The organism is Microbacterium sp. ZW T5_56 (assembly GCF_044987425.1).
Taxonomy (GTDB): domain Bacteria; phylum Actinomycetota; class Actinomycetes; order Actinomycetales; family Microbacteriaceae; genus Microbacterium.
This window is the reverse complement of record NZ_JBJDRI010000001.1, coordinates 1-26,252: the sequence shown is the minus strand read 5'-3', so window position 1 is coordinate 26,252 and position 26,252 is coordinate 1. Positions and strand designations below refer to the sequence as shown.

Sequence of the window (26,252 nt, the reverse complement as noted above, 5' to 3'; positions counted from 1 at the left end):
CCGTCATCAGACGGGCCCCGCGGCGTCGGGCTACGGGGCGGCACGCGCGGCGAGGATAGAGTGAGTGGACGCTCAGAGACGCGTGGGGGAGTGAATCGATGGAGCCGACAATGCACGACGTCGCACGTCTGGCTGGAGTGTCGATCAAGACGGTCTCGAACGTCATCAACGACTACCCGCACGTGCGCCAGCAGATGCGGGACCGCGTGCGCGCCGCCATCGATGAGCTGGGCTACCGCCCGAACCTGTCTGCCCGCGGTCTCCGCTCCGGCCGCACCGGGGTCATCGGACTCGCCGTTCCCGCGCTGAGTGAGAACTACTTCGCCGAGCTGGCCGATGCCGTGATCCGTGCCGCTGACACGCATGGCCTCGGTGTGGTGGTAGAGCAGACCAGCGGGGATCGCGAGCGGGAGCTCCAGGTGATCAGCGGAGGGCGTCTCCGCCTGACGGACGGCCTGCTCTTCAGCCCGTATGCGCTGGGGCAGGCCGATGCTGACGCCCTGAACACCGGCTTCCCGCTGGTGCTGCTGGGAGAGCGCATCTTCGACGGCCCCACCGACCACGTCACCATGAACAACGTCGCCTCTGCGCGCGCGGCCGTGGAGCACCTCCTGGAGATCGGGCGTCGGCGCATCGCGATCGTCGGTGCCGAATCCGATCCGACGATCGACACCAGCTCCGCGACGCTGCGTGTGGCCGGCTACGAAGAGGCGCTCGCCGCGGCCGGCGTCGATCTCGATCCCAGCCTCGTGCGCATCGCCCCGCACTGGAACCGCACCGCGGGTGTGCTCGCGGTGCGTGAGCTCATCGCTTCCGGCGTGCCCTTCGATGCCGTCTTCGCGCTCAACGACGCCCTGGGTCTGGGCGCGCTGCGTGCCCTGGGCGAGGCGGGACTGCGCGTTCCCGAGGACGTCGCCGTGATCGGGTTCGACAACATCGACGAGGGCCGTTTCTCCATGCCGTCGATGTCCAGCGTCGATGCCGGCAGCAAGCAGATCGCGCGCGACGCCGTCGCCCTCCTCATCGAGCGGATCGAGGAGAAGGGCGATCGACGCGCGCCACGAACGCTGCAGCCGGGCTTTGAGATCGTGCGCCGCGAGTCCACCGGATTCCCGGTGCCCGCGGTCTAGGCCGGGATCACCTCGCGGTCGGACGTGCGTGCCGCAGCGACGGCCGCGTCGATCGCGGCCTGGATGCGCGCGGCGGAGCGCTTGCGCTGCCGGCGGATCAGCCACCAGGCCAGCAGCGCCAGCAGCAGTACGGCGAGATAGACCCACGGCGGCGTCCAGACGGTGACGGCGGTGGTGCTGGCCCGGAGCGGAACCTCGATCTCATCGGTGCCGACCGCCTGTGGCTGCAGTGAGATCTCCCCGAAGGCGAGGACGAGCGGCCAGGCCGGCAGGGTCGCCTCAGCGCGTGCCGACTGGCCCGGGAGGATCTCCCTGCCCTCGGCGATATCGGTGCTCACCGGAAGCACACCGAAGGGTCCGGACAGCGTCACGGTGCTCGAGGCCGCCAGGCGCACGTTGCCGCGGTTGGCGATGTCGAAGGAGATCGTGGCTGTGCCGGGAGTGAAGGGGTTCCAGGCAGCCGCGTACTGCAGGTCGACATTCTCTGTGGCGAGGGCGGCCTTGATGTCGCCGTTCACGCGAAGATGCACGCGCACGCCGACACGCGTGGACAGGTGAACCTGGGTCCGGGAGTCGGCGAGCAGCTCGGCGACGATTCCCGCCGGATGATCGCCAGGGGTCGCGCCCGCCGGAACCGCGATGCGGACCGGGATGATGATCGTGGCCCCGGCCGCGAGATCGATCGCGAACCCGCCGCCGGTGCGCGGCTGAGCCTGCGCGACCTCGCCGAACGTGACCCAGGAGCCGCCGTCCTTCGGCGCCTGATCACCGGGGAGGAGGTCGAAGCTGCCGCTGTCGGTGACGACGCCGTCGCTCGCATACACCGCGAATCGCGCGGGGGTGCCGCCGTGGTTGGTCAGGGCGAGGTGCTCGTCGATGCTCGCCCCCGGATCGACGCGCTGGCGGAGCGAGACGCGCCCGTCCGCAGCGTCCGCTGATGCGGGCTGCAGCGACCACGTGGTGCCCGCGGGCGGGTCGGTGGCCGCGTCGTCGGCGGTGGCGGGAGCGGCGCCGAAGAGCAGTCCGAGGCCGACGAGGAGAACGGTGATCGCCGTGGCGATGCGTGTGGTCATAGCAACCCCCGGCGCGGCCGATCGGTGAAGGAACCGATCGGCCGCGCGTTGTCGGGTTCCGGGTCAGTCGACCGGGAACAGGGATACGGACAGAACGCTGGTGTACTGGCCCGGCTGAATGTCGACCGGAACCTCCAGACTCAGATCGGCCGCGAGGGCGGCCTGACCGTACCGACCCGCGGCGTTCGCGCTGGCCAGCTCACCTGGGGCGGCGAGACCGAGCCCGCCGTCGAGGATGGTCTTGACCTGATCGCCCGCGGTCAGACCGTCGCGCGGCGTGAGCACGCGCGGGGTCCATCCGAGGTGTCCGGCGTCGATCGTGCGACCGGCGGACGTGAACGCCTGAGCCTGAGCCGCGACGCTCCAGCCGCCGAGTCCCGCCTGCTGCGCCGTGCGTGAATCCGTCACAGCAACCTCGGGCAGCGCGCCGGTGAGACGCAGGCGGTCGCCCGCGTTCTGCGGTGCCGACAGCGCCACACCGTCGCCGAAGTCGGCCACGGTGAGCGCCAGCACACCGTTCTCGCCCTCGGCGATGGATGCCGTCACGGGGATACCGGAGGTGGTGTCCGCCTTGAACAGCTTGGGCACGAAGTCGATCAGCGCCTTCTGCCAGACATCCCAGCTGTGGGGGCCGGGAATCGGCGGGTTGAACTCGTGCACGATGCCGCGCGACTCCATAGCGCTCACCAGACTGAGGGTGTTCTGGTACGTGAAGTCCTGCATGTCGCCGGTGTAGATGGACAACAGCTTCGTGCCGGCGTTGATCGCCGCCACATCAGCGTTCGCGGGAGGCGAGCTGAAGGCCGAGAAACCGCCGATGTAGGCGAACTGACCGGGCTTCGCCCACAGCGTGCCGAGCGCGTGCCCGGAACCCATCGACAGTCCGGCGAGGCCGCGCTGTTCCGGGTCGGAGCTCACGTTGTAGGCGGCGAGCGAGGCCGGAACGATCGCGTCGGTGATCTCCTTGGGGAAGTCGACGCCGTTGCCATTGGACATCACCACGACCATCGGCACGATGTTGCCGCGAGCGTAGTGGTTGTCCAGGATCTGGGCCGCACGACCCACCTGGATCCAGTCGCTCCACGTCTGGCCGCTGCCGTGCTGCAGGTACAGCACCGGGTAGGGTTCTGCGCGATCCGCGTCGTAGCCCGGCGGAGTCCACACATACGCGGAGCGGCTCTGCGCGTTGGCCGTGCTGGTGTAGGTCATGGTGGTGACCTCACCGCGCTGCTCCGGAGCCACATCGCGGGTGAACTGCGCGCGCAGCGTGTCGCCCTCCACGTAGAAGGTGCTCCAGTTCGGCTCGGAGTTGACCACCGTGGGGTTTCCGGTGTCCTTGCGATCGACGCGGTCACCGGTGAGGCGGTAGTAGTACGAACCGCCCTCGAGGCCGCCGACGGTGAGACGCCAGCGGTCGCCGTCGCGCACCATCGGAATGCGCAGCCAGCCGCCAGACGGACCCCAGTTCGCCCACACGTTCACGTTCTTCGCAGTGGCGAACTCGGCGGTCTCGAACGTGACGACGCCGTTGTCCTCGACCCAGGGCGTGGGGGTGGTCCCGGGTGCGGGCAGCGAGTGCGCTTCGGTCAGGGCGAGGTGTCCCTCGCTCATTCCGTGGTCGGCCGGCGACGTGAACACGCGCGCTGCGAAGTCGTGCAGGGCGCGCTGCCAGGTCTCCCAGACATCGCCGGAGGCCGGGTCGGAACCGTCGGACTCGAACTCCACGCCGGCGGTGCCGAGCTTCGTCGCGAGGGCCACGTTCTGGTTGTACGAGCGGTCCGTGACGTTGCCGAGGTAGAGGCGGAGCAGGTCGGTGCCCGCGTTGACCTGCGCGGCGCGGGATGCACTGATGCTCGTCAGAAGGCTTCCGGAGAAGGAGCCGACCTTCGAGAAGGTTCCCGGATCGGTCACCATCAGATTGAGCGCCTGCGTGGCGCCGCGGCCGATACCTGCGATCGCCCGGTCTGCGGCATCGGTGGAGGCGTTGAACTCCTCCTGAACCGCGGGAACCAGGCTGTCGAGAACCTCGGTGCGCACGTCCGACGACGTTCCGTCACCCATGACGACGATCATCGGCTCTGCCTGCTGCTCGACGGTGAGGTTGTCGAGGATCTGAGCCGCGCGACCCACCTCCGTCCACTCGGTGTACGCCTGCCCGCTGTCCTGCAACAGGTACAGCACCGGGTACGGCTCGGCGCGGTCGGGGTCGTAGCTCGGCGGTGTCCACACCTGTGCGGAGCGCTCGCCGTTCTGCACCACGCTGTCGTAGGTGAACGTTGTCAGCTCACCGCCGGCGGGGACGTCGGCCTGCCACGCCGCAGACGCGCCCTCGACGAAGAACGTGCTCCACGTGGGCTGCGCGGTGACCGTCTGCGGGATGTCGGGATTGCGGAACCCGACTTCGGTCTCACTGCCCGCGATGGTCGCCTCGTACTGGAAGTAGTACTGACCCGGCTCCAGCGGGCCGATGTTGGCGACCCAGTTGTTGCCGCTGCGATCCAGGTTGAGCAGCGACATCTCGTGCCCGGGCCCGAAGTTGCCCTCCACTCTCACCGTGGCGGGAGCCGTGCCCACGGCGGCCAGGACGGCGCTGTTGGGCACGGTGAAGCGATGCACACCGTCCGCGGGCTGCGAGATCCACGGGTCGGTGGCACCGCCGGTGTCGGCAAGCGCCGGTTGGGCGACGAGTATCGCCCCCGAGCTCACCGCCGCCACGGTGAGAGCAGCCGCGAGTCGTCGCCTCCGCTGCGGAGGCGCGACATGTCTGCGAGTTTTCATCAACGTTGATTCCTCTCGTTCCTTAGAATTTACAACGTAGTAAATTCGGCACTCACAGGATGGCGGCGTCCGCGCCCGGTGTCAAGAGTCGATTCGGGTTCGTGGCTCGTGGAACGCGCGCATCCGGGCTCGGGAGCAGGCGCCGCGGCCTGTGGAGGCTGTGGTTCTGGGGTGGTCGGACGGGCGCGGTGCTGGGCTCAGGTGCTGGGTTCCGGAGGTGGTCGGGCAGGCTGCAGGTCGGGGCAGTCCTGGTTGGGAAGGAGGTGTGCCGTCGTCGCCGAGCGGGGGACTTCGGGCGGGTGCTGTTGCCAACCGCGCCGGAGGAGTACGGTGCTCTCACGGACGCTGTGGGGGCGCTCGGTGGTGGCGATCTGGGGGTGGTCAGGCGATGGCGCTGGACTACATCACGGAGGTGCGCCCAACCATCGACCGCATGATCCGTGGCATCACTGAGTCGATCTTCGGACTCTTTGCATCGTCGAATCACTTGTCGCAAGGCAGCCTCTCATCGGGATCATCGGCTTCGTTCTACTGGTGACTTTTGCGACGATGGCTCGGGCTCGCGCTCCCCTGGTCAGGTGGGCGAAAAGCTGGTGCGCTGATCACGATGCCGTGTTCGTGACCGCCGCGATCGGGTGCCAGGTGATCTCGAATGGCGATGGTGCGCAATGCGACAACGGGTGGCTGGCGATACGGGGTAGCAAGCTGATGTACATTCCGGACGGGTGGGCTCCCGAGGGTCCAACCGTCATCTCGTTGCCGGGTGAGCTGCCTCTCTCGGCCGTGGTCGATCGTGGAGTCATCCTGGCGCCACACACGACCTTGATCCGTTACACCGTGGGCGAGGCCGAGAAGGAGGTGCGCGTGTATCCGATCCCTCGCACCGGCAATTGCCTTCGTGACGTCTCGCGCAAAGAGCTCGACACGATCCTCGCCGCATTGGCGCAAGCGTGAACGCGGCCGGGGCGGATTCGACGCCCGTTGAGAAGCCACGCCGTCGTGCGTGGCCCGCGATCCTGGACCCGCGGAAGAACGTGCACCTCAATGTCTTCCTTCGGCTCGCCGCTGCGTGGCTGTGCCTGTTGGGGAGTGGTGTCGTCCTCTACAGACTCCTGTTCTTCCCGCCGGGTGATCGGTTCTCTCTGACGTGGTCAGACGATCCGTTCACGCCCGAGCTCCTGGTGACGGCAGTCGCCTTCGTCCCTGCGGCCTTCGCAGCCCTCGCCGCGCTCAGCGGTCCTCGGCGTCTCCTGGCGCAGGTGCTCGCGATAGCCATGGTGAGTGTCGGCTTTGCCCTGCTGGCCGGGTCGATGTTGTTCGTACCCGGGGATGCGCCGCGCGGTACGTTCGTCGTGATCGAGACGGCGGTCATCGTGCTCGTGTACTCGACCGCCCTGCTGACGCGTCGGGACCTCTGGCGACGAACGCCGCGGTCGACGGAAGGCGACAGGGCTGTCCAGATCGCTGCATCGCCGTGGTGGAGACGGAACCGCGGACCACGAACAGCGGCTATGGCTTTCGTCGTCGTCGTCATTGTCGCGGCAGCCGGGGTGGGCGTGTGGATGTGGAACGCTCGAGACGCACTGCCGACCCGGCTCGGCGAGACGGTGTCCATCCCGGCGACCTTTGCTCTCTCCTCGTCGTCCTGGTCCCCGGACTCCGATCGTGGAATCTCCGTGATGATTCGCCAAGACGGCACAGCTGTTCTGTCACGAGCTCCCCTTGGCGTTCTCGGCACCGATGAAGATGGTCGCTCCTGTGGCACCGAGCGAGGAACGGAGTTCAGTGGCGAAGGGGAGTGGCACCTGGACTCACGCGGTGCCCTCCAGATCGACTCCGACGCCGGATCTCTGGTCCTTTACCCCCGGCGGGGGATGGTGGGCGATACGAACTGGTGGCAGACGAGGTTCTTCCTCTGCGATGGCAGCAGCATGAACTTCAGCGTGATGGGGTAGATGGAAATGAGCCGATACACAGGAGATCTGTGAAGCTCCGCTTCCCACGGCGCGCTGTCGTCTGGACCGCGGTGGGAGTCGTCCTGGTCGTGATCGCGGCGGGAGTGTGGTGGCTTTCCGCGCGATGGCAATTCTACGAGGCCGACGGGTTGGATCTTCCCGCAATGTACGGGGCGGAGGCCGGCGAGGAAGTGGCTGCTGCCGGCTCGCAGATTCGTCTCTACGCGGACCACACCGCGCAACTGCATGAGGTTCCCGTCGGGGATCTGAGCACCACGAATGATGGGTGGCCTTGTCTTGCCTCCGCGACAACGCAAGATTCGACGGAGGCGGCACGGTGGGAGTACATCGCGACGGACACCATCGTTGCGCACGCGACGCAGGGCGACATCGTCTTAGTTGCACGCCGGGTTCGACTTGCGAATCTCGAGTGGGTTGTTCTGCGAACGCCGCTGTGTGAGTCCGGGGCAATCCAGTGGACACGATAGATGCGCGAGGGCGAGGGCCCGGTCTGTCCCTGTCCCTCGCGCACAAACACAACCCGCGAGACTTCCGTCTGTGGGTCAGAATCCGCGCAACGCGGCGATTGTCGCCCACAGACGGAAGTCTCGCGGGTCATGGGGTGACCTTGTTGCGACTACCGCGTGGGGTCATCGCGCTGACGGGGCGCGGACTGAGGGTCTGACTTCCGTCGGGACCCCTACCCTCGCGCGCGGAGATCCGCGAGCCCGAAGCGTCCGGCGTCGGGCAGGGCGGCGCGGATGGCGGCCGTGTCGAATCGTCCGACGGGGGCGAGATCGCCGGGTAGCTCGTCGGCGGGCGGTGCAGCATCCACCACGCCCTCGGCGAGCATCATCACCTGCGCCTTCGCGAGGAGTGGCACGCGCATCGTCCACTCGGCGAGCTGCGCGAGGGCGTAGTGGAAGGCGATCGGGGCGGGCGTCACCCTCACCCGCCGCCCGATGGTGGCGGCCACGCGTCGGACTGCATCGCTGAGCAGGAGAGTCTCGCCGCCCCGGACCGCCACGGTGCTGCACGTGAGTCGACCCTCGATGGCGGCGACGGCGACATCGACCAGCTCCTCTACCGCGATCGGCGCGATCGGCCTCTCGTGGAATCCGACCGACGCGAACAGCGGCAACGTCTGAACCGTGCGGCTGAGGTGATCCACCAGGTGATCACCGCGACCGTAGATCATGCCGGCCTTGAGGATCGTGTAGTCCAGTCCCGAGGCGCGAATGAGCTCCTCGGCCTCCCACTTCGACTGGTGGTATCCGGATCGAGTCCCCGGTCGGGCGCGGAGGAAGCTCAGCAGAATCACCTTCCGCACCCCGGCACGCTGCGCTGCCTCGATCACCGCAGCGGTTCCCTCCACGTGCACGCGTCGGAACGTCTGCGCGCCGATCTCCCGGTTGATGCCCGCGAAATGGGCCACGACGTCACACCCCTCGAAAACTCGTGTGAGGGAGTCGACATCGGCGACGTCCCCACCGTTGCGTCGTGAGGCGAGGACGACCCGTTCGGTCGGGTATCGATTCGCGAGATGTCGGCCCACGAAGCCGGTGCCTCCGGTGATCGCGATACGGGGTGAACTGAACATGTTCGAAAGTCTAGGTCCTGATCCCGGCGTCGGCAACAGATGACGGTTGCCGTTCCATACTGAACGTGTTCAAATGAGCACGGTGTGGCGAGCGGAACCTGGGTGTGTAGCCGAGAACGACGGAACGGAGAAGCCGATGAACGTCTACCTGAATGTGTTCCTTCGCGGTGTCTTCGCGTGGATGCTGGCCGTCATCGACGGCGGCGTGCTCTACGCATCGCTGTCCGACGCTGGGCCCTCGGGGCCGGAGGGGGTCGAGACCATGGCGTTGGGGATGTACGGCATGCTCGCCTTCGGTACTTTCCCGTCCTTCTTCGCGGTGCTCGCGGCGCTCTGCGCCCCGCGAGTTCTGCCCGTGCAGGTGCTCGCCGTCGCCATCGTCGGCTTCGGTGCGTGGTTCCCGTGGGGTTGGATGGTCATTCATCGGACCGGCGAGATGAGCGTCACGATGGGCGGTCTTCTGGGCGGCGTGCACGTGGCCTTCTTCGCCGCAGCCCTCCTGACGCGACGCGAACTATGGGTGTGGAGGGGGCGTGCTCGCCATCCGGAGCGCGCGACGCCCGACATCCGCTGACCCAGTGACGAGTGGCGCGAGAACAGGACGCGCATTGCCGACGCCCGGAGGGCGAGGTACCTTCCGTACATGGCGGTTGGGCGCGAATCACCGGGGAGGCCACGACCCCTCGTGCTGTGGTGTGTCTGCGGCGCGCTCGCGGTGATCGTCGTCTCGCTGGTGGTCATGCCGCTCGAAGATCCGACGTGGCCTGCACGAGTCATCGCAGGCGTCACGAATGGAGACAGCACTCTGTGGCAGTTCGCGCTGACGGCACTGTTCATCATGATCGTTGCGACCGCCGGTGCCTTCGCTCTCAGTCGTCAACTGACGAGCCCGGCGCTGATTCGCGTCGCCAATGCGACGGCGTTCGTTGCGGGCACCCTCGCGGCCTCGGTCTGGTGCGCACGACTGTGGGTGACGGGTCAAGAGGTCGATGAGTCCCCGAGCGGGTGGATCGTGCTCATCTTGGTTGCCGTGGCGCTCCTCGCACCCCTGCTGGTGGGGGCGGGAGCCATTGCTCTGGTCGTCGGAGGCATGGTCCAGCGGCGGGCAGCGAGGTTCCCTGCATAGGGGTTGTGAAACAGCGCTGCCGGGGCCGTGGTGCGGCGGATCTCGCCTGGGTCAGCCGTGAATCCAGGCACCCACAGGGCCGCGGGTGAGTGCGGGATCCGAGTTCACGTGGATTCTCGCGCGGCGAGAGCTTCCTCGAGGCCTGTCACATCGGCGACGTCGTAGAACGCGATGGGAAGCCCCGAACCCATCGCAGCGAAGAAGTCCAAACCGGTGTTTGCATACACGAGAAGAACTCGGGCGCCGGGCAGGCCGCTCGCCGGTCCTTGTTCCATGCCGAAGGTCACGTCGAGGTGCGCGCCATCGCTCCGAATCGAGCTGGTGATCTGGGCCGTGGCCAGCCCAACGTAATGCGTGCCGGCTGGATCGATGACGATCGCGCGTTTATTGGTCAAGAAGTAGTGGGTTCGGCGTTTCCGCGCTGCTTTGACGAAGAACCGTCCGATCACCATGTAGAGAGCAAATGCGATGAAGACGAGACCGAACACCCACATGAACCGCGGACCGCGTGTTGAGGATGCGGCCAGGACGGTCCAGAAGATGGCGAACCCCAGCGTGAACACGCTGAATGGCACCAACATGGAGTCCGACCGTGTCGTCCACACCGACGCGTCCGGGCTGCCCTGCCACTGGATCTCTTCGCCGTTGTGAAGGTGCGGGTCTGGCTGCATTCCCTCACCGTGCCATGCGTGTGCCCGCTGGAGAAGGAGATCGCTCCGCCCGCGTGTCACGCGTGATGCGCGGGTGAACGCGGCACGGTTCGGAACGTACCCACGACCGGGATGGCGGACTGTGTGGTGGGGATTGAATAGTGAACGTGTTCAAATCAGTCTCGATGTTGCGCTGCCGATGACGGGGGCAGCGCTGAAACACCACGAGGACGTGCGGAAGAGTTGATGATGACCCGCAGCAACGCGAGACGAGAGCGCTGGCAGTTCCTCTCAACACTCTGCATCTGCCTCGGTGTGGGCCTTTTCGTTTCCCTCGTATGGTCCACCACGTTCGTGCAGTTTGATCTCGTGCCATCCGCGGCGATGACGAATCGGACCGTGCCACAGGTCTGGAGCGAAAGCTGGATGTCGACCTTCCTGGGCGTACTCGCGGGATCGGTTGTTCCATCGCTAGCCTCGGGGTTTCATCGTTGAGTCGCTTCGGGGTCGTGTCTCGGGTATGAAAAGTGCTCCTGATCTGGGAGAATTGGGATTGTCTGGAAACCAGTTCGCTCAGTTCGAGGAGCACCTTCAAGGTGAAGAATATCGGAGCCTATCTGCGCGCCCGTGTTGATACTGCGGCGGTGTCTGCGGTTGGTCATGCGGGCGGGGTGTTGTTGACCGAGACGATCCGCGTGACGGGCCTGGATCGGGTGCTCTCGGATGCGCTCGGGCTGTGGCGGAAGCCGCTGGCGACGCATGACCCGGCGAAGGTGATCCTGGATCTCGCGGTTACGCTCGCGCTGGGCGGTGACGCGCTCAGCGATATCGCGACCGTGCGTGCCGAGCCTGGCGTCTACGGGCTGGTCGCGTCGGATCCGACGGTGTCCCGGACGATCACCGCGTTGGCCGCGGACGCCGAGCGTGTGCTCGCCGCGATCGATACCGCCCGGCAGCAGGCGCGGGCGACAGCGTGGGCACGGGCTGGCGCGCATGCCCCCGATCTTGCTGTCACGGCTGACGCTCCGTTGGTGATCGATCTGGACGCGACGCTGCTGACCGCGCACTCGGAGAAGGAACACGCGAGCCCGACGTTCAAGCACGGGTTCGGGTTCCATCCGCTGCTCGCGTTCGCCGACCACGGGCCGACCGGTTCCGGGGAGATGCTCGCGATCCGCCTCCGCCCGGGGAATGCGGGGTCGAACACCGCGGCCGATCACATCGCCGTCACCCGCACTGCGCTCGCGCAGCTCCCCGGCGGGAGTCCGCGTCCCGGCAAGAGCGTCCTGATCCGCGCCGATGGCGCCGGCGGCACGAAGGACTTCGTGTCCTGGCTGACGAAGCGGCGGTTGTCGTACTCGGTCGGGTTCACGCTCCCGTTCCATACCCCGGAGCTCTACAAGCTGATCACCGACCACAAGGCCTGGGAGGCGGCGCTCGATGCCGACGGCGACGTCCGCGACAGGGCCGCGGTCGCGGAGCTGACCGGGCTGCTCGACATGACCGGATGGCCCGAGGGGATGCGAGTCATCGTGCGGCGGGAACGCCCACACCCGGGCGCGCAGCTCCGCTTCGACGACGTCGACGGCTACCGGCTCACCGCGTTCGCCACCAACGGCAAACGGGGTCAGCTGCAACGGCTCGAGTTGCGCCACCGGCGCCGCGCGCGTTGCGAAGACCGCATCCGGAACGCGAAAGACACCGGGCTCCGCAACCTCCCGTTGCACGGCTTCAACCAGAACCGCATCTGGGCAGCGGTCGTCGCCCTCGCGTCCGAGATCACCGCCTGGACGGGCCTGCTCGCCCACCCCGAACACGAAGCGCGACGTTGGGAACCGAAACGGCTCCGACACCGGCTCTTCACGATCCCCGCGGCCCTGGCCCGCCACGGCCGCCGCACCATCCTGCACCTGAGCAACCGATCCCGCTGGTCGCCCATCATCCTCGACGCGATCGAACGGCTCCGCGCACTACCCGCACCCAGCGGCTGACACCACTGACCCCGCCGACCATCACAACCCGAGGACCTGGAGAACCGCCCCGCAGCGCCACGCGGCGCTCTGTCACACCCTCATGCCAGAATCGGCACCAGAAACGACAACGACGTCACCACCGCCCCAATCAGGTCACCGCTGAAAGATCGAGGCTAGGCGTGGCATTGCCGCTCGTGGGGCGAAGTAGGCAGCGTGTTCGGTATCTGCTGGGTGTCACAGCCGCGTGCAACCTCGTGCCGGCGCTTGTTCCCGCATACCTTGTTGCCGGCGTGGGCGGAGGTGTGAGCGGTGCCGCATGGTTTGGCCTGCTCGCCTGGTGTGGTGCAGTGGGGATGTTCTTGTCGCTGTATCCGTGGCGTCGCAAGCGACTGGCCACTCGCGATGATGCCGGGGCCGATCGCGCCGGCCGACAGCGGGGGTGAGGCGGAATGCCGGGCCAGGATGACTCCTGTCGGGGATGGCTGGTCGCGCTTCTTCCGCGAGCGCTCTCAGCTGATCCCGAGACGCGCGAGCGCGGCGAGGGCGAGTGCCTCCGCCTCCGCCGCCGTCGGGGTCGGCGTGAGCCCGAGGAGTCTGCGGCGGTGCGGCTCACCAAGCAGAAGCGAAAACAGCGCCTCAGCGAGCTCGGGATCCGACACGTGCCCCCGAAGTGCGGCGATGTAGCTCTCCGGCCCGTCGCGATAGAACTGTGCGCCCAACTCCGGGAACTCCCGCGCCGACGCGATCACGAGTCGGTGCAACGCGATCGCCTCATCCGAATGCAGGATCGCTACGATCCTCGTCGCGAGCTCCTGAATGCTCCCCTCGCCGGGATGGGCGAGGGCGCGTTCGCGGAGACGTTCCACGGCCGCCAGGAAGATCTCGGCGCGCGTGGCGAAGTGTCCGTAGATGGTGCGCTTCGTGACGTGAGCCTCTTCGCGGATGTCGTCGAAGGTGACCCCGCCGAAACCGTTGGCGATGAACAGCTTCACCGCGGCGTCGAGGATCTCGTCGCGGCGCTGCACGCGCTCCGCCTCGGTGGGGCGGCCGCGTTTGCGGGCGGGCACCGCGCCGTCGGTCATCATCGGTCTCCCTTCGCCGAGCTCCATTCTATAATGAAACGACAGACGTATCATTTATCGTGTTCGCACCCCGAACCGATGCCGGGCGAGAAGGAGATCCCATGCCCCCGACCAAGAGGCGAGCCACCAAACCGGCGCAGGCACCGGAGCTGCTCGCGCTGTACCGCCAGATGGTGGGTATTCGGCGCTTCGAGGAGCGCGCCGCCCGCGCCTATACCGAGGCTCGGGTGGGCGGCTACTGCCACCTCAACCTCGGCGAGGAGGCTACGGTCGTCGGCCTCATGAGCGCTCTGCGCACCGACGACTACGTCTTCACCAACTACCGCGAGCATGGCTACGCCCTGGCGCAAGGCATCGCACCCGAGCGACTCATGGCCGAGCTCTACGGCCGCAGCGACGGGGTGTCGAAGGGGTGGGGCGGATCCATGCACATGCTCGATGCCTCAGCCCGGTTCATGGGCGGCTACGGCATCGTGGGCGGCCAGATCCCGCTCGCCACCGGTGCCGCCCTCGCCATCGACTACCGCGGCGGCAGCGAAGCCGTGGTGTGCCTGATGGGCGACGGGACCACCAACATCGGCGCCTTCCACGAGTCGCTCAACATCGCGGCGCTGTGGAACCTGCCCGTGGTCTACGTGGTGGTGAACAACGGCCTGGGCATGGGCACCACGGTGGAGATGTCCTCCGCCGAACCCGAGCTGCACCGGCGCGCGACCTCGTACCGCATGGCTTCCGCCTGCGTCGACGGCAACGATCCGATCGCCGTCCGCGACGCCGCTCGCATCGCGCTCGACAGTGCCCGCGCGGGCAAGCCCTACCTGCTCGAGACCCGATCCGGCCGCCTGAAAGGACACTCCGTGGTCGACCCCGCCCGCTACAGGTCGCAGGACGAGATCGCCGCCGTGCGCGATGCCGATCCCATCGCCGCGTTCGCGCTGCACCTGCGGGATGCCGGCGTCCTCACCGACGACCTCGTGGCGGAGATCGACGCCGCAGCCCTCGCGGCAGCCACCGCGGCGGCCGACTTCGCCGAGGCCAGCCCGCACCCGGACGTCGCGTCTCTCTTCGACTACACCTACGCGACGCCGGTGCCGAACGACTCTCGTCGCCTCCCGGGTCACGCCCTGTATCCCGCAGCCCCGAGACCCGCAGCTCGCGAGGCCGAGGCGGTGAACGCATGAGCGTCATCAGCTACCGCCAGGCCCTGCACGACGCGCTGCGCACCGAGATGCTGCGAGACGAGAACGTCTTCCTCATCGGCGAGGAGATCGGTCGATTCGAGGGGTCGTACAAGATCACGGCGGGCATGCTCGACGAGTTCGGTCCGAAGCGCGTGCGCGACACCCCCATCGCGGAGGAGGGGTTCACCGGCGCCGCGATCGGTGCCGCGATGCTCGGACTGCGCCCCGTGGTGGAGATCATGACGATCAACTTCTCGCTGCTCGCGCTGGATCAGATCGTCAACCACGCCGCGAAGATCTACGGCATGTTCGGCGGTCAGGTGAGCGTCCCCCTCGTGATCCGCACACCCGGCGGCGGTGGGCAGCAGCTCGGTGCCACGCACTCGCAGAACATCGAGCTGTACTACGCGTTCGTGCCTGGAATGAAGGTCGTCGCGCCCGCCACGCCCGCTGACGCGAAGGCGCTCATGCTCGCCGCCATCCGCGACGATGACCCGGTGCTGGTGCTGGAGAACCTCGCGCTCTACAACACCACCGGCGAGGTGCCCGACGACATCGAGCCGGCCGAGATCGGTCGCGCCGCCGTCACGCGAGCGGGTGCGGACATCACCGTGATCGCTTACTCCCGCATGGCCGTCGTCGCCCTGCAGGCAGCCGAGGAACTCGCCGCCGAGGGGATCGAGGTGGAGGTGGTGGACCTGCGAAGCCTCCGACCCCTGGACCGCGAGACCATTATCGACTCGGTCCGCCGCACCTCCTGCGCCGTGGTCTTGGAGGATGACTGGCTCACGTACGGGATCGGCGCCGAGATCGCCGCCACCATCTCCGACGGCGCGTTCGACTGGCTCGACGCTCCCGTCCGCCGCGTGGCCATGGCCGAGGTGCCGATGCCCTACGCGAAGTCCCTGGAGCTCGCCGCGCTCCCGTCGCTGGAAGACGCGAAGACCGCGATCCGCGAAACCCTCGACGCCGTCGCTCGGCGCCGCTGAAGAGTCGAAGGAACAGCAATGATGATCGACATCCTGATGCCCCGCCTGTCCGACACCATGACGGAGGGGGCGATCGCGGCCTGGCTGAAGCAGCCCGGCGACACGGTCGCACCCGGCAACCTGCTCGTCGAGATCGAGACCGACAAGGCTCTCATGGCGCAGGAGGCGTACGACGCCGGCGTGCTCGCGGAGATCCTGGTGCCGGTGGGGGAGAACGTCCCGATCGGCACGCCCATCGCCCGGCTCGACGACGGGAGCGGCGATGGGCCGGGCGCCGCGTCGAGCGGGGAAGCCGTACGGGCGGCCGACCACGCAAGCCCCGTTCCCCCTCAGCCGACGGGAACGAGTCCCGGCGCGGCGAGCCCGTCGTCGGCCACATCCAGCTCTCTCGCGGGTGCGACGGCAGACGACACGCACCTGACACCCGAACCCCCGGGAGACGACTCCAGCCCCGCGCGCCGCGCTGCGACCCCCCTCGTCCGGCGGCTCGCACGTGAACGCGGCATCGACCTCGACGTCGTCGCCGGCTCCGGCCCGGGTGGCCGGATCGTGCGCGCCGACCTCGACGACATCCCCGCGGTCCCTGCGGCTCCGCCCGCGCCGCCCGCCACCCCCACGTCGGACGCCCGCGAGCCGGAATCCGTCCCGTTCGACGCGATCCGCGAACAGATCGCCGCGCGTCTCACTGCCAGCGCCACCACCACGCCCACCTTCACGGTGACCGCTACAGCCGACGTGACCGAGCTGCTGACCCTGCGCGCCGACCTCAACGCCCAGCGAACGACGGATGCGCCGCGCGTGAGTGTGAACGACCTGCTCGTGCGCGCCACCGCGCTCGCGCTGCGTGCGCATCCCGGCGTGAACGCGTCCTACGCGAGTGCGGGCCGCGGCGCCACGCTGGTGCACGGTCGCGTGCACATCGGCATCGCCGTCGCCTCCCCGGCGGGCCTGGTGGTTCCCGTCATTCGTGACGCTGATCGGCTCGCCGTCTCCAGCATCGCGGCGACATCCGCCGCTCTCGTCGCGAAGGCCTCGGAGCGTCGACTCACCACGAGCGACATGACCGACGGCACGTTCACGATCAGCAACCTCGGGATGTATGGCATCGATCAGTTCGACGCGATCATCAACCCGCCGCAGGGGGCGATCCTCGCCGTCGGCGCGGCGCGCGACGACCTCGCTCTGAATGAGGACGGCACCGTGATCAGCCGTCGCACGATGCGGCTGACGCTGACGGCCGACCACCGCATCATCGACGGCGCGCTGGCGGCCGCGTTCCTCTCCACCCTCATCGACGTGCTGCGGCGCCCCCTCGCCGTGCTCGCCTGAGTCAGCGGGGGAGGGGTATGCCGATGAGATGCTCCGACGCGTCCCACATGCGCTCGGCATCGGCGGTGCTGCGCAGCGGCCGATAGAGGGCCTGCTCCGCGGGCATGCCCCCCACGTGTCCGAGGCCGCGGGGACCGTAGAGGAGGCCGCCGCTGCCAGAGGTGGCGGCCAGCAGGGCAGGAAGGGCCGCTGTTTCCGGCGTTCCCACGACCAGTCCGCGTGCCGCGGCCCAGCGGATGACGCGGACCTCCAGCGTGTCTGTCGTGCGCCCGAGTTCGGGTCGCGCCGACAGCAGGCTCGTGGGGGCGACGCCGGGGTGAGACAGGTTGCTGGTGATGCCCCAGCCGGCTCGAACGCTGCGACGGTTCAGCTCCAGGCCGAACAATCCCAACGCGATCTTCGACTGCCGGTACGCCCGCATGCCGTTGTACGAGCGCGCGCTGTTCAGGTCATCCCAGGTGATCGGGCCGCGACTTGCCGCGACGCTGACCTGTGAGGTGACGCGCGCCTGTCCCTCGCGAAGCAGGGGGAACAGGTGGGCCACCAGCGCCACGTGACCCAGGTGATTCGTGCCCAGCTGCAGCTCGAATCCGTCCGCCGTGCTCTGGCGCTCCGGCGGCGTCATGACTCCCGCGTTGTTGATGAGGAGGTGGATCGGCTCGCCGCGTTCCTGCATCACCGCGCCGAAGGCGGCGACCGACGACAGGTCGGACAGATCGAGACGCTCGATGCGCACACGTGCGTCCGGGACCGCGTCGCGGATGGTCTCGAGCGCCGCTTCGCCCTTTGCGGGGTTTCGGACGGGCAGCACGATGTCGGTGCCCGCCTGGGCGAGCTGCGTGGCGATGCGCAGACCGATCCCGTCGCTGGCACCGGTGATCACCGCGCGTTGGTGCGTGAGGTCCGACAGGTCGATGTTCGTGTTCATGCCCTCAGCCTGCGCCGACCCCGCTCCGCTATCCAGGACTTCTCAGGTCGTGGATACGCGACCCCCGGAATGCAAGGATCATCCTGATCGAGGGGAGATCCCATGGCGGTGGACCGAACGGCCCTGGCCGAGTTCCTGCGCACGCGGCGCGCTGCGCTGCAGCCGGAGGACGTGGGACTGGCGCGGGGATCGCGCCGTCGCACCGAGGGACTGCGTCGCGAGGAGGTCGCGGGGCTGAGCCACATGTCGCCTGACTACTACGCGCGACTGGAACGGGGCGACGGGCCGATCCCATCCGAGCAGATGCTCGCGGCCATCGCCCTGGGCCTGCACCTCAGCGTCGACGAGCGCGACCACCTGTTCCGACTGGCGGGCCATGAGCCGCCCGCACGGGGCAGCGACAGCGAGCACGTCAGTCCGGGCATGCTGCGGATCCTGGACCGGTTGACCGACACGCCCGCCGAGGTCGTGACCGAACTGGGGGAGACGCTGCGGCAGACTCCGCTCGGCGTTGCGCTCACCGGCGACGCCACCCTGCTCCGCGGGTCGGAGCGCAGCATCGGCTACCGCTGGTTCAGCGATCCACGAAGCCGGAGCCTGTATGACCCGAGCGAGCACGAGTTCCTGTCGCGGCTCTGGGTCTCGGGTCTGCGCGGGGCGATCGCGCGCCGCGGTGCCGACTCTCGAGCCGCGCAGTACGCCCGCGCCCTCCGCGAGACGAGTGAGGAGTTCCGGGCCATCTGGGAGCGCCAGGAGGTGGGGCTGCAGCCACGCGCCGTCAAACGATTCCGCCATCCCGAGTTGGGGGCGCTCGAGCTGAGCTGTCAGACGCTGCTCGATCCGGAGCAGTCCCATGCTCTGCTGGTCTACACTGCGGCACCGGGCTCGGAGAGCCAGGAGAAGCTGCGGCTGCTCAGCACGCTCGCGCCGCGCACCTCGCTCACGGTCGCGTAGGCACCGCTGTCGGGGCCTCACGCTTCACCGCTCGGCGCAACGCGACGAAGAACACGATCAGCCCGGTGGGGAGCAGGACATGCCCGCGCATTGTCAGAACGTCCAGACGTGTGCTAAAGTTGGCTGTTCAGGCAACTGAAGCCGCGTTTCTCCCCCGAAATCCTTCGGACCGGCTTCCGGCTTGTCACCTACGGACAGATGATCTCCGGATCATCCGCCACGCGGCACCAAGGTCGGTGCGCGCCCCTTCATTTTGATTGGCTGTTTTTCATCTCTTTCCCTGTAATACTCCCTCCGCCTCCGTCCACCCACCTGGTGTGGCGACAGGCCGACCACGACGTTCACGTCGCGACGCTGCACGGTGAGTTCGCCGGCTTCGTCGCCGAAGTCGCCGGACGATTCGTCACGCACGACGCTCACGCCGTGCCGCTCGCGCACACCGCCACGCTTGACGAGGCGCGCGACATCCTCGATACCGCTCACGCTCTCGCGTTCGTGGCATCCACCCCATCGGCGAGCGCCCACGCGCGGCTCGCCCGCACAGCCCCGCGACGGTTCCGTCGCGGTTACGGGGAGCGCACACGCGGTCCCAAGCACAGAAGGAATGACGTTATGGCCACTGGCACCGTCAAATGGTTCAACTCCGACAAGGGCTTCGGCTTCATCGCTCCCGATGATGGCTCGGCCGACCTCTTCGCGCACTTCAGCGCGATCTCCGGCAACGGCTACCGTAGCCTCGAGGAGAACCAGAAGGTGGAATTCGACGCCGAGCGCGGCCCCAAGGGCATGCAGGCAGCGAACATCCAGGTTCTCTGAATCTTGAAGTAAACGCGGGGAGGGTGCGAATATTCGCACCCTCCCCGCGTCATATTCGGAGGACGTATTCAGTCGGCGGCATGCATCGCCCCGTAGCGTGAGGGGGAAGCGTCGGCACACGCCGTTCGTTTCCGCCTCAGTCGCGCAAGCGGGGCTGCCCAGAGAATCGACGTTTCTTATCTCTTCCATCACCGCCGACTCCGTCAGCACTCTCGGTCCCGTCCGTCAGACCTACGCGCGCAGCGAGGATTTCCCACCCATCGCGCGCGCCTATACCGAGCTGGCGCAGGTGGTGCGTGAGACCGGCCTGCTGCGTCGCAGCCGCTGGTTCTACGCACTCACAGCTCTGGCCATCGCCGTCGGCTTCGGCGGGGCGATCACCGGCTTCATCCTGCTGGGTGACAGCTGGTTCCAGCTGCTGATCGCTGCTGCGCTGGGTATCCTCTTCACGCAGGTCGCCTTCCTCGCCCATGAGGCTGGGCACCGGCAGATCCTCACCACCGGACCCGCGAACGACCGACTGGCCAGCGTGCTGGCTGCCGTCGTCGGCATGAGCTTCTCCTGGTGGAACAGCAAGCACAGCCGTCACCACGCCAACCCCAACCGTGTGAGCAAGGACCCGGACATCGAGGTCGACACCATCTCGTTCCTCGCGGACGACGCCGCAGAGGCACGGGGCCTGCGCCGCTGGATCACGATGCGCCAGGGGTGGCTGTTCTTCCCGCTGCTGACGCTGGAAGGTCTGAACCTGCACTACCAGAGCCTGCGTCACCTGCTTTCTCGCGGTCCGGTCACGGATCGCTGGTCAGAGCTCGGCATGATCGTGGCGCGATTCGCACTCGTGCTGATCCCCGTCTTCCTGCTGCTTCCGGTCGGGATGGCCTTCGCCTTCCTCGGTGTGATGCTCGCGGTGTTCGGTGTTTACATGGGGGCCTCCTTCGCCCCGAATCACAAGGGCATGCCGGTGATCGCTCCCGACGCGAAGCTCGACTTCTTCTCGAAGCAGGTGCGCACCTCTCGCAACATTCGCGGTGGATGGTGGGCCACGATCCTCATGGGTGGCCTCAACTACCAGATCGAGCACCACCTGTTCCCGAGCATGGCTCGCCCGCAGCTCGCCGCCACGCGCGAGATCGTGCGCGAGTACTGCGCGAAGCACAACGTTCCGTACGTCGAGACCTCGCTGTGGCGCTCGTACGCCATCGTGATCGACTACTTGAACACGGTGGGTCTCGCCGCACGGGATCCGTTCGACTGCCCGATGGTGCAGCAGTACCGCCGCGTCTGACGGGCGACCCACGTCGCGAAACACGACGCGAAGCTCCTCGTCGTGAAACGAGGAGCTTGTCGCGAAACGAGGACGGGAGCCCGACTTCTGTGACGGGCTCGGCGAATTCTCCTCGATTCGTGCCGTGATGAACACCCGCTCATCACTCCCGCTGTGACGCGGGAAGATAGCTGGCGTGAGGGCTTCGACACGTGATCGGATAGCGACGGTCGTCTCCGAGATCGGAGGCCCGTCACCTCTTCTGCTGGTCGGCCTGCTTCAGGTGGGGCTGCCAACGGGTGCTGTCCTCCCGACTCTCATCTCGGTTCTCGCGATGGCCGTGGCCCCCTATGCCGCTACCATCTGGCTGGCGCGCGCGGGCCGGGTCGATGGTCGCTTTGTCGCTGACCGTCGGCAGCGGATGCCCATCCTGCTCGCAACCCTCGTCGTGGTGATGGCGGGTGCCGTCGCGGTCGCGCTTCTGCGTGCACCCAGCAGCCTGGTCTGGCTCTCTGTCGTCGCCGTAGCCGCGCTGATGATCGTGACGGTGATCACCCTGCGCTGGAAGATCTCGATCCACGCGACGATCGCGGCCTTCTTCGCCGGCCTGCAGGTCGCTCTCTTCGGGCCCATCGGCCTGATCGCGATCGCCGTCCCGCTTCTTGTGATGTGGGCGCGGTATCGCCTCCGCGCGCACACTGCTGGGCAGCTCGTCGCCGGCGCAGCGCTCGGTGGGGCACTGGCGCTGGGCTACGCGCTGCTCGTCTGAGGCGGGGTGCTCGTCGCGGACCACGGCCGCCCGTCGAGGCCCGGTGGCACCGCGACGCCCAGTACGTGGAGGGCATGGACGCCCACATCGGCCTGGGATGCGCCGATGACGACACCAGCGTCGATCCCCGGACCCGACGCCGCGATCCAGCCGGTGCGCTCGGCATCGCTGTCGCCACCATGATGACCGCCGTCACGGTGGCCGTGATCGGTCAGCACGACGACCGTCCACTCCTCCGCCGAGCGACGGGGTCGGGCGGCGATGGCGGCCAGCAGCACCCCCACCTGTTCGTCGGCGCGCTCGATCGCTGCCCGATAGCGGTCGGTGATTCCTTCCGCATGAGCCGCCATGTCGGGCAGCAGGAGATAGGCGAATACCGCGGCGTGGTCGCGCGAGAGCAGCTCGCGCGCGGTCCGTGAGGTGACGACCTCATCCATCACGGCGATCGCGGCCAGGGCCGCATCGTCGGTGCCGTCTTCGACACCGGTCGGCAGGTCGGGTCGAAACCCGCCGGGGGCGAACACGGGTCCTCCGGCGGCGCCGGTGACGAGGGGTGCCCAGGCGGCCGCGGCGAACGTCGTCGCGGCGGCATCGTGGGCGCGAACACGAGAGAGGAAGTCCGGGTACTGATCGAGGTGATGATTGTGGAGGTCGTTGTCGTCGATGCCATGGCGGTCGCGATGCACGCCGGAGGCGACACTGGCCCAGACCGGAGCCGAGATCGTGGGGTTGCGCTCGTCCACGCGAACGTCCTCCCAGAACCCGGCCTCGCCGATCGCCGTGATATGGGGCACGTGAGCCTTCCTCAGCACGTCTGCGCGAACGCCGTCGATGCCGATGACCAGGACATGCCGCGACATCCGTACTCCTCACTGCCCGGCGGCGTCCGATCGCCGCCCCGGTCCACCCTAGGGCGGAGAGACGGATCAGGGTGCCGAGCGCTCGTCCCGAGGCGCGGGCCGCTTGTTGGCGGCGCTGACCCCAACGTTGGGGTCATTTCAATGAACGTTGCGGATCGTTACCTGAAACGAGGCGGTTCTGAGCGCTCGTGACCGGTCAGGATCTCATCGTCGCCACATCGGTGCCTTCCAGCGACATCTCAGGGGTCTCCCACGCAGCACGGATGTGAAAACGCTCTCCGTGGCCGGGGCTCTCACTGCAACAGGCCGGTCAGGAGCTCTTCCGCGACCCTTTCCGAGCCTTCGTCTAGCCGATACATTCAAGAAGCTGGCCTACCCCAGGATCAGCTGCCCGCGCGCCCGGGATCCCCGACAGGCGCGGTGCACTCTGCGTGCGCGGCGACGCGCAATCGAACAGGAGTGATCTGTGAAGAGGCTCATCGCAGGAGGTGCGGTCGGTGCTCTGGCTGCAACCTTGCTGACCGTGGGGGGAGTGAGCCCAGCCGCTGTCGCAGCGACCGGTGACGGCACCATCTCCGTCACGGTGGTGCGAGACAACAATGTCAACAAGGAGCACGACGCTCTCGACGTCGGGCTCGAAGGTGTCAAGGTTCATTTCTTCGACATCGCCGGCGACGAAATCGTCGTCGACACCGACGCGGATGGTGTGGCAACTCTCGCCGCCGCCGCAAACACGCTGGCCGGCGGTCGCTACCGCGTCGAGGTCACCAACCCGGACGCCGGCAAGTACAGCGAGGCGCAGATCGCGGACGGTCACGCCGACCCGCAGTTCGCCCCCGCCGTGTCGTTCGTGGACGTGCGTGGTGCCAAGGACGCGACCCTGACGGTCGGCTACGTCGACTACACCACGCTGGGACCTGATGGCGCCCGCCTCTACTCCTCCGTGATGGGCAACGACATCTGGCCGTCCCAGAACAACGGCACCGAGGTCTACAGCACCCGGTATGACATGACCGGCAGCCCGACCGACATCACCACGACCGGCACGATCGGTGCGGTCTACGGAATCGGCATCGACAGCCGAAGCCTCGACATCTACGCGGGCGCCTATGCCAAGCGCGGCTCGCTCTACGGCCCCGGTGGATCGGGTGCGGTCTATCGCGTCAACTCCGTGACGGGCGCGTGGGAGGTCTACGCCACGGTGGCGGACGCCGGTGACACCGAGCACGACCTCGGCCCGCTCGACCCGGCCGCAGGCTTCGTGCACCACGACTTCGCGTTCCGCGAGGCCGTCGGTCGTGAGGCCCTCGGTGATGTCGACATCACCCCGGACAACAAGTTCCTGACCACAGTGAACCTCAACACTGAAGAGCTCGTGGTTTACCCGGTGCAGGCCGATGTGAACCCGGCACCGATCCAGACGTTGAAGATCGCCGCTCCGCAGAGCTGCGACAGTGACTGGGCTCCCATGGGTCTCGGGCAGAAGGACTCCAGCCTGTTCGTCGGCGCGATCTGCGGCAGCGACATGAAGACCTACCTCATCGAGTACGAGCGCGCAGCAGACGGCACGCTCAGCACGTCGCCGGTGAGCACCCGCCAGGGTGAGGTCGCGCTGACTGTGCCCCGCGCCGGACAGAACGGCCCCTTCGGCGGTTCCATGGCCGCTGAGTGCAACCCTGTTGCCTGGCGTGTCTGGACTGACGACGTCCCGCAGGCCTGCGTCAACGGCGGTCTGAACGGTCCCGCTGTCGGCTGGTGGCCGCAGTTCGTGGTGCCGCAGCCGATGTTCGGTGACATCGAGTTCCTCGAGAACGGCCAGATGGTTCTGAGCTTCCGCGACCGCAGCGGCGACCAGTACGGTCTCGGCATGTACGTGGGGCAGAAGGATGCCGACACGCCGTCCTACGGAAACATCGTGGCAACGGGTGACCTCGTCGCGCTGCCCGCGGACGCAACGTCGCTCGACTTCGCGAACCCGGTGCATGACTTCCAGGACACCGGTGCGTTCCACGCGCAGGCGGCCTACTCCGGAATCGCGCATGTCCCGGGCACGGACACGGTCGTCAGCAACACGATGGACGCAACCGGTGCCATCAACACCAACGGTCTGCGTGCGTATGACGTCGAGACCGGCAACGCTGTCGGGAACACCTTCCTGACCAGCGCGTTCTACAAGGGCATGGGCCTGGCGGATCTCGAGGCGCTGGTGCTGGAGCAGACGCAGCAGATCGGTAACCGTATCTGGTCCGACCTGGACCAGGACGGCATCCAGGGTCCGAACGAGCGTGGCATCGCCGGCGTGCAGGTCAGCCTGTACGACGCCGACGGCAACGTCGTCGCGACGACGGAGACCGACAAGAACGGCGAGTACTACTTCGACACCGCAGATGGTCTGCTTCCCGACACGAAGTACGAGGTCCGTCTGGACCGCGCCAGTGACTTCACCGCGGGCGGCCCGCTGGTCGGCTACACGCCGACCGATGCCACCGCGGGATTCAACCGTGACATCGACAGCAACGGTGTGCTCAACGATGGCGGCGTGGTCGTCTCTGCGATCACTTCGCCGAAGGCTGGCGTGAACGACCACTCGATCGACTTCGGTTTCGTGCCGAAGCTGGTGTCGGTGGGCGACTACGTGTGGCTCGACGCTGACGCCGACGGTATCCAGGATGCTGGCGAGAAGCCGGTTGCCGGTGCCGAGGTGATCCTCTATGACGCAAACGGTGTCGAGGTTGCTCGGACCACCACGGACGCCAATGGCTTCTACGCCTTCGGTGACCTGGAGGCCAACGCCGAGTACACGATCGTGTTCCCGACGACGGTCACCGTGGATGGGAAGCAGGTTCCGCTGACGCGCCCCAACCAGGGAAGCGATGACGGGAAGGACTCGGACGCTGACCCGAAGACGGGGAGTGTGACCATCAACGCTCCGGCTGACGGCAACAACTCGATCCTGCCGGGTGAGGTCGATGACCCCACGATTGATGCGGGTTACGCGACGCCGGTGCTGGTTTCGGTGGGTGACTACCTGTGGATCGATGCGGATCGTGATGGTGTCCAGGATGCTGGTGAGAAGCCGGTTGCTGGTGCCGAGGTGGTTCTGTATGACGCTGCTGGTGTTGAGGTTGCTCGTACGACGACGGATGAGAACGGGTACTACGTGTTCCCGAACCTGTCCCCGTCGACGGATTACACGATCGGCTTCCCGACCACGGTCACCGTGGGTGGCAAGGAGTACCCGCTGACGAAGCCGGGTGCTGGGTCGGATCGTGGTGTGGACTCGAACCCGGGTGCGGATGGCAAGTATTCGTTCACGTCGCCGGCGAAGGGTGGCAACTCGACTGCTCCGGGCAAGGCTGATGACCCCACTATCGATGCGGGTTATGTCCCGCCGGTGCTGGTGTCTGTGGGTGACTACCTCTGGCTTGACGCGGACCGTGATGGTGTCCAGGATGCTGGTGAGAAGCCGGTTGCTGGTGCGACCGTGGTTCTGTATGACGCTGCTGGTGTCGAGGTTGCTCGTACCACGACGGATGAGAACGGGTACTACGCGTTCCCGGATCTGACGCCGGGTGCGGACTACACGATCGGCTTCCCGACCACCGTCACGGTGGGTGGGAAGGAGTACCCGCTGACCAAGCCGGGTGCGGGTTCGGATCGTGGTTCGGACTCGAACCCGGGTGCGGATGGCGAGTACGCGTTCACCGCTCCGACAAAGGGTGGCAACTCGACCGCTCCGGGCAAGGCTGATGACCCCACCATCGATGCGGGTTACGCACCGCCGGTGCTGGT

Annotated in this window: 22 protein-coding genes; 14 read left to right on the top strand and 8 right to left on the bottom strand. The window is 67.4% G+C overall.

What is annotated here, in order from left to right:
* The first annotated feature begins 110 nt into the window (after positions 1–110).
* Positions 111–1,130: a LacI family DNA-binding transcriptional regulator gene (locus ACI3KU_RS00110; RefSeq protein WP_404920250.1), complete on the top strand. Its 1,020-nt coding sequence runs from the start codon at positions 111–113 to the stop codon at positions 1,128–1,130.
* Here ACI3KU_RS00110 and ACI3KU_RS00105 read toward each other — a convergent pair.
* A complete protein-coding gene (locus ACI3KU_RS00105) occupies positions 1,127–2,203 on the bottom strand; it encodes a hypothetical protein (RefSeq protein WP_404920249.1) in 1,077 nt (358 codons plus the stop codon). The genes ACI3KU_RS00110 and ACI3KU_RS00105 overlap by 4 nt on opposite strands.
* Before the next feature lie 63 nt (positions 2,204–2,266).
* A complete protein-coding gene (locus ACI3KU_RS00100; protein ID WP_404920248.1) occupies positions 2,267–4,981 on the bottom strand; it encodes an alpha/beta hydrolase-fold protein in 2,715 nt (904 codons plus the stop codon).
* 618 nt (positions 4,982–5,599) lie between these two features.
* Here ACI3KU_RS00100 and ACI3KU_RS00095 point away from each other — a divergent pair.
* Both ACI3KU_RS00095 and ACI3KU_RS00090 read left to right on the top strand, forming a co-directional pair.
* Positions 5,600–5,935 (top strand): hypothetical protein, encoded by a 336-nt coding sequence (locus tag ACI3KU_RS00095; protein WP_404920247.1) that lies wholly within the window; start codon positions 5,600–5,602, stop codon positions 5,933–5,935.
* On the top strand, positions 5,932–6,936 hold the full coding sequence (locus ACI3KU_RS00090) for a hypothetical protein (protein ID WP_404920246.1): 1,005 nt from the start codon (positions 5,932–5,934) through the stop codon (positions 6,934–6,936). The genes ACI3KU_RS00095 and ACI3KU_RS00090 overlap by 4 nt, the downstream gene beginning before the upstream one ends.
* Before the next feature lie 700 nt (positions 6,937–7,636).
* Here ACI3KU_RS00090 and ACI3KU_RS00085 read toward each other — a convergent pair.
* On the bottom strand, positions 7,637–8,536 hold the full coding sequence (locus ACI3KU_RS00085; protein ID WP_404920245.1) for an NAD(P)H-binding protein: 900 nt from the start codon (positions 8,534–8,536) through the stop codon (positions 7,637–7,639).
* A 136-nt stretch (positions 8,537–8,672) separates the two neighbouring features.
* Between ACI3KU_RS00085 and ACI3KU_RS00080 the strand changes: the two genes are divergently transcribed.
* Together ACI3KU_RS00080 and ACI3KU_RS00075 are read left to right on the top strand one after the other, a co-directional pair.
* Positions 8,673–9,110, top strand: coding sequence for a hypothetical protein (locus tag ACI3KU_RS00080; RefSeq protein WP_404920244.1), 438 nt, complete (start codon positions 8,673–8,675; stop codon positions 9,108–9,110).
* A 69-nt stretch (positions 9,111–9,179) separates the two neighbouring features.
* A complete protein-coding gene (locus ACI3KU_RS00075) occupies positions 9,180–9,662 on the top strand; it encodes a hypothetical protein (RefSeq protein ID WP_404920243.1) in 483 nt (160 codons plus the stop codon).
* A gap of 104 nt (positions 9,663–9,766) precedes the next feature.
* Here the strand turns inward: ACI3KU_RS00075 and ACI3KU_RS00070 are convergent, their stop codons facing one another.
* A complete protein-coding gene (locus ACI3KU_RS00070; RefSeq protein ID WP_404920242.1) occupies positions 9,767–10,333 on the bottom strand; it encodes a hypothetical protein in 567 nt (188 codons plus the stop codon).
* Positions 10,334–10,908: 575 nt separating this feature from the next.
* Here ACI3KU_RS00070 and ACI3KU_RS00065 point away from each other — a divergent pair.
* The gene (locus ACI3KU_RS00065) at positions 10,909–12,303 is read left to right on the top strand and encodes an IS1380 family transposase (protein WP_404920241.1); all 1,395 of its coding nucleotides are present in this window, start codon (positions 10,909–10,911) and stop codon (positions 12,301–12,303) included.
* Positions 12,304–12,794: 491 nt separating this feature from the next.
* Here ACI3KU_RS00065 and ACI3KU_RS00060 read toward each other — a convergent pair whose 3' ends face one another.
* Positions 12,795–13,370 carry a TetR/AcrR family transcriptional regulator gene (locus ACI3KU_RS00060; protein WP_404920240.1) on the bottom strand — a complete coding sequence of 192 codons (576 nt, stop codon included), beginning with the start codon at positions 13,368–13,370 and terminating at the stop codon, positions 12,795–12,797.
* A 98-nt stretch (positions 13,371–13,468) separates the two neighbouring features.
* Here ACI3KU_RS00060 and pdhA point away from each other — a divergent pair, with 98 nt between their 5' ends.
* The 3 genes from pdhA to ACI3KU_RS00045 are packed head-to-tail and all read left to right on the top strand — an operon-like array spanning position 13,469 to position 16,866.
* Positions 13,469–14,548 carry a pyruvate dehydrogenase (acetyl-transferring) E1 component subunit alpha gene (gene pdhA, locus ACI3KU_RS00055; RefSeq protein WP_404920239.1) on the top strand — a complete coding sequence of 360 codons (1,080 nt, stop codon included), beginning with the start codon at positions 13,469–13,471 and terminating at the stop codon, positions 14,546–14,548.
* Complete coding sequence (locus ACI3KU_RS00050) at positions 14,545–15,537, top strand: alpha-ketoacid dehydrogenase subunit beta (RefSeq protein WP_404920238.1); 993 nt, start codon at positions 14,545–14,547, stop codon at positions 15,535–15,537. Before pdhA ends, ACI3KU_RS00050 begins: the two co-directional genes overlap by 4 nt.
* A gap of 18 nt (positions 15,538–15,555) precedes the next feature.
* A complete protein-coding gene (locus ACI3KU_RS00045) occupies positions 15,556–16,866 on the top strand; it encodes a dihydrolipoamide acetyltransferase family protein (protein WP_404920237.1) in 1,311 nt (436 codons plus the stop codon).
* A gap of 1 nt (position 16,867) precedes the next feature.
* Here the strand turns inward: ACI3KU_RS00045 and ACI3KU_RS00040 are convergent, their stop codons facing one another.
* Complete coding sequence (locus ACI3KU_RS00040) at positions 16,868–17,794, bottom strand: SDR family oxidoreductase (protein WP_404920236.1); 927 nt, start codon at positions 17,792–17,794, stop codon at positions 16,868–16,870.
* Between the two features lie 102 nt (positions 17,795–17,896).
* Here ACI3KU_RS00040 and ACI3KU_RS00035 point away from each other — a divergent pair, with 102 nt between their 5' ends.
* Positions 17,897–18,748, top strand: coding sequence for a helix-turn-helix transcriptional regulator (locus tag ACI3KU_RS00035; protein WP_404920235.1), 852 nt, complete (start codon positions 17,897–17,899; stop codon positions 18,746–18,748).
* 210 nt (positions 18,749–18,958) lie between these two features.
* Here ACI3KU_RS00035 and ACI3KU_RS00030 read toward each other — a convergent pair whose 3' ends face one another.
* Complete coding sequence (locus tag ACI3KU_RS00030) at positions 18,959–19,231, bottom strand: hypothetical protein (protein WP_404920234.1); 273 nt, start codon at positions 19,229–19,231, stop codon at positions 18,959–18,961.
* Between the two features lie 129 nt (positions 19,232–19,360).
* On the opposite strand from ACI3KU_RS00030, the gene ACI3KU_RS00025 reads away from it, so the two are divergent.
* The 3 genes from ACI3KU_RS00025 (at position 19,361) to ACI3KU_RS00015 (ending at position 21,600) form a co-directional block, all read left to right on the top strand.
* Positions 19,361–19,564 (top strand): cold-shock protein, encoded by a 204-nt coding sequence (locus ACI3KU_RS00025; RefSeq protein ID WP_404920233.1) that lies wholly within the window; start codon positions 19,361–19,363, stop codon positions 19,562–19,564.
* 178 nt (positions 19,565–19,742) lie between these two features.
* Entirely contained in the window at positions 19,743–20,852 is a 1,110-nt protein-coding gene (locus tag ACI3KU_RS00020) for a fatty acid desaturase family protein (protein WP_404920485.1), read from the top strand.
* Positions 20,853–21,027: 175 nt separating this feature from the next.
* Positions 21,028–21,600: a hypothetical protein gene (locus ACI3KU_RS00015; protein WP_404920232.1), complete on the top strand. Its 573-nt coding sequence runs from the start codon at positions 21,028–21,030 to the stop codon at positions 21,598–21,600.
* Here ACI3KU_RS00015 and ACI3KU_RS00010 read toward each other — a convergent pair.
* On the bottom strand, positions 21,582–22,460 hold the full coding sequence (locus ACI3KU_RS00010) for an alkaline phosphatase family protein (protein WP_404920231.1): 879 nt from the start codon (positions 22,458–22,460) through the stop codon (positions 21,582–21,584). The two genes, ACI3KU_RS00015 and ACI3KU_RS00010, sit on opposite strands and share 19 nt — an antisense overlap.
* Before the next feature lie 466 nt (positions 22,461–22,926).
* Between ACI3KU_RS00010 and ACI3KU_RS00005 the strand changes: the two genes are divergently transcribed.
* On the top strand, positions 22,927–26,252 hold a 3,326-nt coding region (locus ACI3KU_RS00005), incomplete at its 3' end, for an SdrD B-like domain-containing protein (protein WP_404920230.1).